This window comes from Chryseobacterium polytrichastri, from assembly GCF_900142445.1.
Classification (GTDB): domain Bacteria; phylum Bacteroidota; class Bacteroidia; order Flavobacteriales; family Weeksellaceae; genus Chryseobacterium; species Chryseobacterium polytrichastri.
Map to the genome: position 1 here is coordinate 74,488 of NZ_FRAV01000001.1, position 11,996 is coordinate 86,483.

At 34.0% G+C, this 11,996-nt stretch carries 11 protein-coding genes; 10 read left to right on the forward strand and 1 reads right to left on the reverse strand.

Annotated features, from left to right (window positions below; translation table 11 throughout):
- Nucleotides 1-24: 24 nt before the first annotated feature.
- The 3 genes from ccsA to BUB80_RS00315 all read left to right on the forward strand — a co-directional run bounded on the left by ccsA (nucleotide 25) and on the right by BUB80_RS00315 (nucleotide 5,040).
- Nucleotides 25-3,279 (forward strand): cytochrome c biogenesis protein CcsA, encoded by a 3,255-nt coding sequence (gene ccsA, locus BUB80_RS00305; protein WP_073289848.1) that lies wholly within the window; start codon nucleotides 25-27, stop codon nucleotides 3,277-3,279.
- 457 nt (nucleotides 3,280-3,736) lie between these two features.
- Nucleotides 3,737-4,606 (forward strand): SPFH domain-containing protein, encoded by an 870-nt coding sequence (locus BUB80_RS00310; protein WP_073289850.1) that lies wholly within the window; start codon nucleotides 3,737-3,739, stop codon nucleotides 4,604-4,606.
- 245 nt (nucleotides 4,607-4,851) lie between these two features.
- Nucleotides 4,852-5,040 (forward strand): type II toxin-antitoxin system antitoxin, encoded by a 189-nt coding sequence (locus tag BUB80_RS00315; protein ID WP_054508887.1) that lies wholly within the window; start codon nucleotides 4,852-4,854, stop codon nucleotides 5,038-5,040.
- Nucleotides 5,041-5,265: 225 nt separating this feature from the next.
- On the opposite strand, the gene BUB80_RS00320 is transcribed toward BUB80_RS00315, so the two are convergent.
- The gene (locus tag BUB80_RS00320; protein WP_073289852.1) at nucleotides 5,266-5,463 is read right to left on the reverse strand and encodes a hypothetical protein; all 198 of its coding nucleotides are present in this window, start codon (nucleotides 5,461-5,463) and stop codon (nucleotides 5,266-5,268) included.
- A gap of 133 nt (nucleotides 5,464-5,596) precedes the next feature.
- Here BUB80_RS00320 and amaB point away from each other — a divergent pair, with 133 nt between their 5' ends.
- From amaB to BUB80_RS00355, 7 genes are all read left to right on the forward strand, one after another.
- Nucleotides 5,597-7,147 carry an L-piperidine-6-carboxylate dehydrogenase gene (amaB, locus tag BUB80_RS00325; RefSeq protein WP_073289854.1) on the forward strand — a complete coding sequence of 517 codons (1,551 nt, stop codon included), beginning with the start codon at nucleotides 5,597-5,599 and terminating at the stop codon, nucleotides 7,145-7,147.
- Nucleotides 7,148-7,259: 112 nt separating this feature from the next.
- Nucleotides 7,260-8,585, forward strand: coding sequence for an L-lysine 6-transaminase (gene lat, locus BUB80_RS00330; RefSeq protein ID WP_073289856.1), 1,326 nt, complete (start codon nucleotides 7,260-7,262; stop codon nucleotides 8,583-8,585).
- Nucleotides 8,586-8,647: 62 nt separating this feature from the next.
- The gene (locus BUB80_RS00335; protein ID WP_073289858.1) at nucleotides 8,648-8,878 is read left to right on the forward strand and encodes a DUF2007 domain-containing protein; all 231 of its coding nucleotides are present in this window, start codon (nucleotides 8,648-8,650) and stop codon (nucleotides 8,876-8,878) included.
- Nucleotides 8,879-9,199: 321 nt separating this feature from the next.
- A complete protein-coding gene (locus BUB80_RS00340) occupies nucleotides 9,200-9,475 on the forward strand; it encodes a SemiSWEET family sugar transporter (RefSeq protein ID WP_073289860.1) in 276 nt (91 codons plus the stop codon).
- A 249-nt stretch (nucleotides 9,476-9,724) separates the two neighbouring features.
- On the forward strand, nucleotides 9,725-10,237 hold the full coding sequence (locus BUB80_RS00345; RefSeq protein ID WP_073289862.1) for a GNAT family N-acetyltransferase: 513 nt from the start codon (nucleotides 9,725-9,727) through the stop codon (nucleotides 10,235-10,237).
- Nucleotides 10,238-10,354: 117 nt separating this feature from the next.
- Nucleotides 10,355-10,810, forward strand: a complete 456-nt coding sequence (locus BUB80_RS00350) for a hypothetical protein (protein ID WP_054508894.1) — start codon at nucleotides 10,355-10,357, stop codon at nucleotides 10,808-10,810.
- Nucleotide 10,811: 1 nt separating this feature from the next.
- Nucleotides 10,812-11,996 carry an efflux RND transporter periplasmic adaptor subunit gene (locus BUB80_RS00355; protein ID WP_073289864.1) on the forward strand — a complete coding sequence of 395 codons (1,185 nt, stop codon included), beginning with the start codon at nucleotides 10,812-10,814 and terminating at the stop codon, nucleotides 11,994-11,996.

Below are 11,996 nucleotides of genomic sequence, written 5' to 3' on the forward strand. Positions count from 1 at the left end.
TTTGCATGTCAAGTAAAATAAATCATGAAGAAGCTCCAAGATATTCTTATCTCAACCAGAACAATGGCTGTGCTGTTACTGGTATTCGCATTTTCGATGGCCTATGCCACGTTTTTAGAAAACGACTACGGAACTCCAACAGCAAAAGCTTTAATTTATGAAGCAAAATGGTTTGAACTTATTATGGTTCTGCTTATTTTAAATTTCATAGGAAATATCGGAAGATACAGACTTTGGAAAAAAGAGAAATGGCCGGTTTTGGTATTCCACCTTGCATTCGTATTTATTTTTGTGGGTGGTGCAATCACCAGATACATTAGTTTTGAAGGTACAATGCACATCAGAGAAGGTGAAACTTCAAACGAAATTGTAACCGACAAAAATTTCTTTAAAATTCAGATTGAAGAAAAAGGTGATGTTCTTAACTATCAAGACGTTCCTTATCTGATGTCTCCTTTGCACAAAGACTTCAATGCTACCTACGATTTCCGAGGAAAGGAAATTAAAGTAGTCACTAAAGATTATGTTCAAAGAAAAAAAGACAGTTTAGTTGCTGGTCCTAGCGGTGCCGAATATCTACATTTGGTATCTACAGGAAAAACCGGAAGACAAAATATCTTCATCAAACCGGGTGAAACAAAGTCTATTAACGGTACTTTGGTAACATTCAACAGAGCGATTGAAGGTGCAGTTGAATTTAAAACTGAAGGAGGTAAAATATTCATTAAAACTCCTGTGGATGCGACGTATATGACGATGGCAACTCAGGCTACAGGTAATACAACGAAAGACGAATTCCAGCCTTTAGCGTTGAGAAGTTTATATAGTATTAATGAGTTAAAATTAGTTGTACCTGAAGGTCTTAAAAAAGGAAAACTAATATCTATTGAAGGCGATAAAAAGAAGGATGCTAATGTGCCGGATGTATTAACAGTTGAACTTCAAGGTCCAAAAACAAAGCAGTTGGTAGAACTTTCTGTTGAAAGAGGGAATCCAAATGCTTACAAGCAAATAACAATGGATGGTTTAAACATTATGGCTGGTTTTGGTCCTAAAGTGTATAACACGCCTTTTGCCTTGAAATTAGATGATTTCGTAATGGAAACTTATCCTGGAAGTTCATCTCCAAGTGCTTATGAAAGTCACATTAAAATCATTGATGAAGGAAAACAAACGCCTTATAAAATTTATATGAACCACGTTTTAAATCATGGCGGTTACCGTTTCTTCCAGTCAAGTTTTGATCCGGACAGAATGGGAACAGTACTTTCTGTAAACCACGATTTCTGGGGAACTTTGATCTCTTATATCGGGTACGGACTATTATTCTTAGGAATGTTTGTTATTTTCTTCTGGAAAGGAACGCACTTCTGGAAATTAAATAAAATGTTGACAGACGTTAACAAAAAAAGAGCGACAATGGTTGTGCTATTGTTCTTAAGCTTAGGCTTAAATGCTCAGAAGATTGATACGCACGGAACTATAGACGGAAGCACAGAGCACGTTCATGTAGAAGGTGATGGTCATACTCATGATATGGCTCAGCCTCAATCAGCACCACAACAAAATTCTTTAGCTGCGCCACTTACTAAAATGAAAACAATCTCACCAGATGAGATTATTGCAAGAAATAAAATTAGCGAAGAGCATGCAGATAAATTTGGATATCTATTGGTTCAGAATATTGAAGGAAGAATTATTCCGATCAATACTCAGGCTTTAGATATTTTAAGAAAACTTTACCAAAAAGATGCATTCAGAGGTACAGACGGAAAGTCTTTAACAGCTAATCAATGGTTTATTTCAATTAATACTGATACTCCGAGCTGGACGATGGTTCCGTTAATTAAGGTAGAGTCAAAAGGAGGAAAAGGGCTTTTAGAAAAAACAAAAGCCAATGAAGATGGATATACTTCTTTAATGAATCTTTTCCCGGCTGATGCCAATGGAAATTTAACGTATATTTTAGAGGAAGATTATAATACGGCATTTCGTAAGAAAGCATCAGAGCAAACTGAATATGACAAGCAGATTATTAAAGTAAACGAAAGAGTTCAGATTTTCAACGAATTTTTCAGCGGTCAGTTTATGAGAATTGTTCCTGTGAAAAATGATGCAAATCACACTTGGCATTCTTGGTTGGATCAAAAATTTGAACCGGATATGGAATCTCAACAAGTAATGGGACCTTATTTTGCAGAAGTATTGGCGGCTCAAAAATCAGGAGACTGGAGTAAAGCAGATGCGGAATTGGCAAAGCTTTCAGAATACCAGCAAAAATGGGGGAAAAGTGTAGTTCCTTCGAAGTCTAAAGTTGATTTAGAGGTTTTCATGAATGAAGTAAACATCAACTTCAAATTATTAATTTTCTATACAATAATTGGAGGATTATTGTTGCTTTTAGGTTTTGTTGAATTATTTAAACCTAATAAAGTTTTAAATAAAACGATTAAAGTCATTATTGTTCTTGGAATAGTAGGATATATCTGTCACTTCTTAGGATTGGTTGCAAGATGGTATATTTCAGGTCACGCACCTTGGAGTAACGGTTATGAAGCAATTATCTTTATTTCTTGGGTTGGAATTTCGGCTGGTTTAGCTTTATATAGAAACTCTAATGCATTAATTCCTGCAGCAGGATTTATGGTTGCGGTAATTATGATGGGATTTGCGCATGGAGGTTCAGCGCTTGATCCACAGATCACACCATTGGTACCTGTATTGAAATCATATTGGTTGATCGTTCACGTGGCGATTATTGTTTCAAGTTATGGTTTCTTTGCACTGTCAATGATTATTGCGGTAATCAGTTTAGTATTTTATATCATTTCTAGTAAAGAAATGTACAAAATTCATCATGATACAACATTAAAAGAATTGGTAATTGTATCCGAAATGTCTCTTACAATCGGTTTGTTTGCATTAACAGTAGGTAACTTTTTAGGAGGAATCTGGGCAAATGAATCTTGGGGTAGATATTGGAGTTGGGATCCGAAAGAAACTTGGGCTTTCATCTCGATCATGGTCTATGCTTTTGTTTTACACATGAGATTGGTTCCGGGATTAAGAAGCAAATGGGCATTCAACGTAGCAACAATGTTTGCATTCTGTTCTATGGTAATGACGTATTTTGGAGTAAACTATTACTTAAGCGGACTTCACTCTTACGCAGCAGGAGATCCGGTTCCGGTTCCGGCTTGGGTATACATAGGACTTGCATCAATGATTATTTTATCTGCAGTTTCTTATGTTAAGTTTAAAGCTTTAAATAAAAAATAAGATTTTTAAAATCATAAATAAATCAAATCCCGAAAAGTAATTTTCGGGATTTTTTTTGCAACATACTTTGAAATGACATAGGAAACTGAAGTGTTAAGAAACCTTTAAGAGGTTCGCTGATTCAAATAAAAAATAAATAAGGCAGAGGCAAAATTAAAAATTAATCCGTTAAAAAATTCCCACTGTTTGAAGCGCGAGACAAATTTAGAATTGAATAACTAATAATGAATTTGCGCAAGTTTTGGGAATTTTAAGATTAACTTTTAATTTTTAGCATTCAGTTTTCAAGTCTTGAAATAACATTCGCCGACTTTATGGAGGCAATTTTTGTTTCCTTTTGTTTGACTACGTCGAATCTTCGATTTCAAGACAAAAGAAAATTTAAATAATTATTTATAATTCAAATTTTACTCATATCTTTATGATATCAAAATAATATCACTTTAAAATTACAGTTATGGAAAAAGTTTTAAAACCAATGTCAGGTTATCTTGCTTTGGTAATTTGTTTAGTCTTGTTTATTGCCTCTGTAGTTCTATTTATAACAGGAACGGGCAGTGAGAATATTGTAAACATTGCGTTGGCGGGTGTATGCTTTATTACGTTTTTCTTTTTTATTAAAGGATTAATGATCATTCAGCCTAATCACTCAAGAGTATTGAATTTCTTCGGAAAGTATGTAGGAACGGTAAAAGACAACGGATTGTTTTTTATTAATCCTTTATATTCTTCACAGAAAATGTCTCTTCGTTCAGAGAACTTACAAGGACAAACGTTGAAAGTAAACGATAAAATGGGAAACCCAATCGAAATTGCAGTCGTAATGGTTTGGAAAGTGGGAGATACTTATAAAGCTGCTTTTGATGTTGAGCGGTATTCAGATTTTGTGAAAATGCAGAGTGAAGCAGCGGTTCGTCATTTGGCGATGAGTTTTCCGTATGATAATTTGGAAGATGATCATGCGCCAATTACTTTAAGAGAAGGAGGAGATAAGATTAATTCTATCTTGGAACAGGAATTAACAGACCGACTTTCAAAAGCGGGAATCGTCATCCAAGAAGCCAGAATTTCACACTTAGCGTATGCGTCTGAGATTGCAGGAGCCATGCTTCAAAGACAACAGGCAACAGCAATTGTGGCAGCAAGAACTAAAATTGTAGAAGGAGCAGTGGGAATGGTAGATCTAGCATTAAAAAAGCTTTCAGAAGGAAATATCGTTGAACTGGATGATGAAAGAAAAGCAGCAATGGTAAGCAATTTAATGGTTGTTCTTTGTGGTGAAAAAGCCGCACAGCCTATTTTGAATGCAGGAACTTTGTATAATTAATCTAAAAATTAAGAAGCAAAATTTCCTCAAAGTTTGTCATTCCGTAGGAATCTAAACAGTGATGTTAATGAATCTAATTTTAGATATAAAATATTGATTCTTCACTTCATTTTGTTCCGTTCAGAATGACAAAGTAACGTAAACCCTTTGCTGAGTGAAACGCCCTTGCGAACTTAAAAACATAAAGTTTATCAAAAAAACTTTGCGCCCTTTGCGTTTAAAAAAAGCATTATAAAACAAGTAAAATGAAATCAGAAAAAGCTCAAAACTCTACCGAAAACAAAAGCAAAAAATCTTTCGTCATAAGGATAGATGAGTCTACGTACAAACTTCTGGAAAAATGGGCAGGCGATGAATTCAGAAGTGTAAACGGACAGATTGAGTATTTGCTACATCAAAAACTGGTAGAATCCGGGAGAAAGAAAAAAGAATAATTTGGTAATTTTAATAAAAAAAGATCATTTAAATTCACAAAATAATAGTTTCTTTCCTCTATTTAAACTTTCACTAAAATGATATACATTTAATAGGAGTTATCTTAAAAATGATGTGAAATCTGTAAAAGTAGGGAGAGAATCAAAAAGGGAGATCAACTTCAAAAAATAAAAAGCAGAGAATATTTTCTCTGCTTTTTATTGTATTCAAAATTTATCAATTAATTAATCAAACATTCCTGTGAAATAACCACTTATCACGCTCCAGAAATTTTTTCCAAGAAAATAAATTAAGGTAGAAGTAATGATTCCTTTTACGGTAAAGAATATAATTCCGCCAATTCCAAATTTCTTCAAAAGCTGTTTCCACTTAGAGTTTTTCTTTTCTTCCACGGGTTCGTTTACCGTTTTGTTATTTTCCATTTCTGAAATTCAAATGATTACCCTACAAAGATAAGCATGTTTGTAATTAGTCCAAATAAAAAGTTTCTAAAAAATTAAAATTTTGGGATTCGCATAATATTTTTATCTTTAGGCAAAACGAAAAGTAATATTTATGTCTAAAAAAGTCAAAGATTTCGGAATCGAAAAAACACTCAAGAACCTAGGTATTAAAGATGAAAACAAAGGAACTTCCATAGGTGGAAAATACTTTGCTTCGGGGAAGACTATAGAAAGTTATTCTCCTGCCGATGGAAGACTGATTGGTAAAATAAAGACTTCTGGAGAGAGCGATTATAATGTAGTGATAGAATCTGCTCAAAAAGCATTTCAGGAATTCAGAATGATTCCCGCTCCAAGGAGAGGAGAGTTAGTAAGACAATTAGGATTAAAACTAAGAGAATATAAAGATGATTTGGGTAAACTTGTTTCTTATGAAATGGGTAAATCTTTGCAGGAAGGTTTAGGTGAGGTACAGGAAATGATTGATATCTGCGATTTTGCAGTTGGTTTATCAAGACAGCTTCACGGTTACACCATGCATTCAGAAAGACCTGGTCACAGAATGTACGAGCAATATCATCCAATTGGAATTGTAAGTATTATTACCGCTTTCAACTTTCCGGTAGCAGTTTGGGCTTGGAACACAGCTTTATCTTGGATCTGTGGGAATGTTACGATCTGGAAGCCATCAGAAAAAACACCTTTCTGTGCAGTAGCTTGTCAGAACATTATGGCTGAAGTATTAAAAGAAAACAATATTTCTGAAGGAGTTTCTAGTTTAATGGTTTCTGATCATGAGATGGGTCAAAAATTAGTTGAAGATAAAAGAGTTTCTTTGGTTTCTTTTACAGGTTCTACAAGAGTAGGAAGAATGGTTTCTACTAAAGTGGCAGAAAGATTCGGGAAATCAATCCTTGAATTAGGAGGAAACAATGCCATCATTATATCTAAAGATGCCGACATTGATATGTCAATCATCGGAGCTGTTTTTGGAGCAGTAGGAACTGCTGGACAAAGATGTACAAGCACAAGAAGACTGATTATTCACGAAAGTGTATATGAGGAAATAAAGAAAAGATTGGTGAAAGCTTACGGTCAGTTGAAAATTGGGAATCCATTGGATGAAAATAATCACGTTGGACCATTGATCGATGTTCATGCAGTGAATCAGTATGAAGAAGCCATCAAAAAATGTAAAAAAGAAGGTGGAAAATTCATCGTTGAAGGTGGAGTATTAGAAGGAAAAGAATACGAATCGGGATGTTATGTAAAACCATGTATCGCTGAAGTAAAGAACTCTTATGAGATCGTTCAGCATGAAACTTTTGCACCAATTTTATATTTAATTAAATACAAAACATTGGAGGAGGCTATCGCAATTCAGAATGATGTTCCTCAAGGTTTATCTTCTGCGATCATGACTCAGAATTTAAGAGAAGCAGAATTATTCCTTTCTCAGGCAGGTTCAGACTGTGGAATTGCCAACGTAAACATCGGAACTTCAGGTGCTGAAATCGGGGGTGCTTTCGGTGGTGAAAAAGAAACAGGAGGCGGTAGAGAATCCGGTTCCGATGTTTGGAAATACTACATGAGAAGGCAAACTAACACTATAAATTACACGGCTGAACTTCCTTTAGCACAAGGGATTAAATTCGATTTGTAAACCAAAGCTTTAAATCAAATAAATCATTCAAAGATTAAAGAATATCATTCGCATGGTCTGATTTTCAACTTCTTTAATCTTTGAATAAAAACCTTTCAATTCACACCAAAATATGGAACACACATTAGATATACAGGCAAATAAAGTAAAAGAAACAGTAGGAAAGCACGTTTTAGCAGACGGTTTTGATTTCGTGATGGATATCGAAAGATCTCACGGATCATGGTTGTATGACAAACTTTCAGACAGAGAATATTTAGATATGTTTTCAATGTTTGCCTCAGCATCCATCGGTTATAATCACCCTTACCTTGTTGAAAGATCGGCTTGGCTAGGAAAAATGGCTGTAAATAAACCTACGTTAGCAGATGTTTATTCTGAGGAATATGCACACTTTTTAGAAGTTTTCGAAAGAGTGGTAATTCCTGAAGAATTGCAATATGCTTTCTTTATTGAAGGAGGAACTTTAGGCGTAGAAAATGCTATGAAAGCATGTTTCGACTGGAAAACCCGTAAGAATTTTGAAAAAGGACTTCAAACAGAAGCCGGAATTTGTATCCATTTCAAGCAGGCATTTCACGGAAGAAGCGGTTATACATTGAGCTTAACCAATACTTCTGACCCAAGAAAATATCAATATTTCCCGATGTTCGACTGGCCAAGAATCTTAAATCCGAAGCTAAGTTTCCCAATTACAGAGGAGAATTTGGCAGAAACAATTAAGAATGAAAGATTGGCGATGTTAAATATCGAAGAAGCGATTTTAATGAACCCGAATAAAGTAGCTTGTATCATCATTGAGCCGATTCAGGCTGAAGGAGGAGACAATCATTTCAGAGATGAGTTTTTATTAGGCTTAAGAAAAATTTGTGATCAGAATGAAATCTTATTGATTTTTGACGAAGTACAAACAGGTATTGCAATTACAGGAAAAATGTGGGCTTTCCAACATTTCACTGCAAAACCGGATATTATTTCTTTCGGAAAAAAAGCGCAGGTATGTGGTGTTTTAGCAAACAAAGAAAAATTTGATCAGGTTCCGAATAACGTTTTCAGAGAAAGTTCAAGAATTAACTCCACTTTCGGAGGTAATTTTATTGATATGCTTCGTTTCCAATTGGTGATGGAAGTTATTGAGCAGGAAAACCTTGTGGAAAATGCTAAAATTGTTGGAGAATATTTATTGGATGGGCTGAAAATTTTGGCTCAGAAATATCCTGAGAAAATTTCAAATGCAAGAGGAAGAGGGCTAATGTGTGCGATAGATTTGCCGTCGGGAGAAGAAAGAAATCACTTAGTAAATGAGCTTTTTAATGATGGTTTGATCATCTTATCATGTGGAGATCAGGCAGTTCGTTTCAGACCTCACTTGAACGTTACCAAAGAAGAAATTCAGTTGGCTTTAGACAAAATTGAAAATAATATTAACAAAATTTAAAACTGAAGATTTGTAATTTTAAAAAAAACATTGTACATTTAGATACTCAAACGATATAGAATATGGAAAGAAGTACGAGAGTATCCGTTTTTGAAAGTGATAAACCTTCAGAAATACAGTTAATCAAATCTAAATTGGATGATGCACAAATTACAAATGCAGTTGAAAACAGTTATTTAACTTTTACAACAACGCCAACAGCAACATCATTAAAAATTATGGTAGATTTGGAAGAAGAAAGCAAAGCATTTGAAATTATTGATGCTTATCTTCAACAAAGTGAAAAACAATAAAAAACAATTTCATAATTTTAAATTTTACTACTTCGAACCGAAAATTAATCTTAATTAATTTTCGGTTTTTTTTAGTTGCTTTTTTGAAATAATTATTGAGTTAAATGATGAATTATCCGGACAATACAAGAATGTATTAAAGGCAAATTTCACAAACCGAAAGGATATTAGAATGATTAAAAATCTGGATATTCTTCTAACTTTTACGATTGATCTACTTTTGTTTAAAGGATAAATTTATTTTCATTAAAACAATGGTTTAACGTTTAATCAGTTCTTAATTTTTTAATATCTTTAGATTAAATTTTAAAATTATTAATAATGACAGAAGAAATAATAGGGTATTCAGGAGCAATTATATCATCCGTATCGTTTTTACCACAAGTTATAAAATTATGGAAAACAAAATCTGGTAAGGACCTTTCTATGGTTACCTTATTTTTCCTTACCCTAAATGCTATACTTTGGGTTATTTATGGGGTAATGAAAGATGCCAAACCGCTTTGGGTGACCAATATTCTCATGCTAAGCATGTTGATTATAATGATTTTTCTTAAAATCAGCTATAGAAAAAATGGAGCTCTTCCAAAAAAATAAAGCTGGAATCATATTATGAGAAGGCTTTAATAAACTCTTATTTGAACAAAATTTAATCAATTTATTTAATTAAAAAGTCTGATATTCAGTAATTAAATAATTATTTGTAGTAAAAATATAGAATTTACATTTAACTTATGCTTATTAAAATTATCAATAGATGTAGTTTCTATCAACCTTTCGGGGTTAAAATAAGTCAGCATAAACATTGACTTTTTTAAATATTCCAATTTTCAATATATAATAAACATGACGCAAGAAATTAAACTAAGGAAAGCAGAAATTAACGACAGAGATCTAATCTGGGAAATTATACAGCAAGCAATTGAAAGAAGAAGAATCGACGGAAGCACACAATGGCAAAATGGATATCCCAATCTTGATACCGTAGAAAGTGATATTGCAAAGAACTTCGGCTATGTTTTAACAGTTGACGGAGAAATTGCGGTGTATGTTGCCCTAATTTTTAATGACGAACCTGCGTACAGCACCATTGAAGGAGCTTGGTTGAGTGACGGAGAATTTGTTGTTGTACATCGGGTAGCGGTACTTGAAAAGTTTGCAGGACAAGGATTGGTGAAAAAACTTTTTGATCATATTGAATTTTTCACGAAAGAAAATGGGGTGCAAAGTGTAAAAGTAGACACCAATTTCGACAATATTGCGATGCTGAAAATCTTAGAAAAGCAAGGCTATTCCTACTGTGGAGAGGTATTTCTTGCCGGTGGAATGCGAAAGGCATTTGAGAAGATTATCATTTAACCCAAAAGTTAAATCAATCTTTATTGAATTTTTAGAAGATACTCTATTTATAAACTCTATTAAGTTTGTTCGTTTAGTTCTGAACTAATTTTTTACTTTTGCTTCAAATTATATACAATGCATAAAAGTATAGAAATTGATGAAAAAATTTTTCAAGATGCTGTAAAGTTCTACGGCACCGTTTTTAATCTACCACCGTTAGCTTCAAAAATCTATGCCTACCTTCTTTTCGATTATGATAAGGTGGGTATTACATTTGATGAGTTTGTTGAAGTGCTTTCCGCAAGTAAAAGCTCCGTTTCTACGAGTATTTCCTTATTGCTAAGCTCACAACTTATTATTGATCATAATAAAATGGACGAGCGGAAGCGGTATTTTTTCATCAATGATGAGTACAAAAAGATAAGATTTGAAAAAATAGTTCAAAAGATGAAAGACGAATTAAAATTATTGGATGATTTAAATAATTTCAAAAAAGTTCAAGATGAAGGGTACAACGAAAAAATAGAAGCTTACAAAGCTCTCTTAGATAAAAACATAATAAATATTCAAGAATCTCTTAATAAACTATAAAATGAATAATAAGCTAGTTATACTTTCTATTGCAGCGTTTTCACTCACAGCCTGCAAAAAAGAAGCTCCGAAACAGGATGGCGCAAAACCATATCCTGTTATTACAGTGGAGTCAAAAAATATCGTCGGCTATCAGACGTTTCCTGCTACCATTCAGGGTAGAGTAAACAATGATGTACGTGCGAAAATACAAGGATATATCACTCAGGTTTTAGTGGATGAAGGGCAATATGTTACAAAAGGGCAACCTTTGTTTCGTCTTGAAACTAATATTCTGAACGAAAATGCAGCAGCAGCAAAAGCAGGAATCGGGGCAGCTCAATCAACAATTGCAGCTTCTCAGGCAGCTGTAAATGCAGCTCAGGTTGAAGTGAATAAACTAAAACCTTTGGTGGCTAAAAATATCATCAGTGATGTTCAGTTACAGACTGCGCAGGCTAATTTAGCTCAGGCACAGGCTCAATTGCAACAGTCAATGGCAGCAAAACAACAAGCTTCGGCTAATTATAAAGGAGTAGAAGCCAACATCGAATATTCTATTATCCGTGCGCCTATTTCAGGAGTTATTGGGAAGCTTCCTTTAAAAGTGGGAAGTTTGGTTGGTCCGACAGATCAAACTGCTTTAACAACCATTTCAGATACTTCAGAATTGTTTGCTTACTTCTCAATGAATGAGAAAGAATATTTCGATTTCTTGGAAAAATTTCCTGGGGCTACAATGCCTGAGAAGATCAGAAATCTTCCTATGGTAGAATTACAATTGGCGAACGGAAGTATTTATTCTGAAAAAGGGAAAATACAAGCAATTACAGGACAAATTGACCCTACAACAGGAACCATTCAGTTTAGAGTTGCTTTCTCAAATCCTCAAAAATTATTGAGCAATGGGAACAGTGGATCTATCAGACTTCCGAAAACTTATGACAACGTATTGGTAGTTCCTGAAAGTGCAACGTTTGAGCAGCAAGGTATTGTTTACGTGTATAAAGTAGAAAAAGATACGGCTAAAAATGTTGTGATTAATGTGATCGACAGAATAGACAATATGGCGTTAGTAAAATCAGGGGTAAACAAAGGGGAAACGATTGTTGCTGCAGGTATCGGAGCATTAAAACCGGGAACTGCGATCATCAAAAAACCAATTAAAATGGATAGCCTTGTACAATCTATAAAACCGAAATTCTAA

What these genes read in the sequence shown, in the direction of transcription:
- BUB80_RS00340 (WP_073289860.1), top strand. Translation starts at nt 9,200, where the DNA reads ATGACAGAAGAAATAATAGGGTATTCAGGAGCAATTATATCATCCGTA.
- BUB80_RS00335 (WP_073289858.1), top strand. Translation starts at nt 8,648, where the DNA reads ATGGAAAGAAGTACGAGAGTATCCGTTTTTGAAAGTGATAAACCTTCA.
- BUB80_RS00310 (WP_073289850.1), top strand. Translation starts at nt 3,737, where the DNA reads ATGGAAAAAGTTTTAAAACCAATGTCAGGTTATCTTGCTTTGGTAATT.
- BUB80_RS00315 (WP_054508887.1), top strand. Translation starts at nt 4,852, where the DNA reads ATGAAATCAGAAAAAGCTCAAAACTCTACCGAAAACAAAAGCAAAAAA.
- BUB80_RS00350 (WP_054508894.1), top strand. Translation starts at nt 10,355, where the DNA reads ATGCATAAAAGTATAGAAATTGATGAAAAAATTTTTCAAGATGCTGTA.
- BUB80_RS00345 (WP_073289862.1), top strand. Translation starts at nt 9,725, where the DNA reads ATGACGCAAGAAATTAAACTAAGGAAAGCAGAAATTAACGACAGAGAT.
- lat (WP_073289856.1), top strand. Translation starts at nt 7,260, where the DNA reads ATGGAACACACATTAGATATACAGGCAAATAAAGTAAAAGAAACAGTA.
- BUB80_RS00355 (WP_073289864.1), top strand. Translation starts at nt 10,812, where the DNA reads ATGAATAATAAGCTAGTTATACTTTCTATTGCAGCGTTTTCACTCACA.
- amaB (WP_073289854.1), top strand. Translation starts at nt 5,597, where the DNA reads ATGTCTAAAAAAGTCAAAGATTTCGGAATCGAAAAAACACTCAAGAAC.
- BUB80_RS00320 (WP_073289852.1), bottom strand. Translation starts at nt 5,463, where the DNA reads ATGGAAAATAACAAAACGGTAAACGAACCCGTGGAAGAAAAGAAAAAC.
- ccsA (WP_073289848.1), top strand. Translation starts at nt 25, where the DNA reads ATGAAGAAGCTCCAAGATATTCTTATCTCAACCAGAACAATGGCTGTG.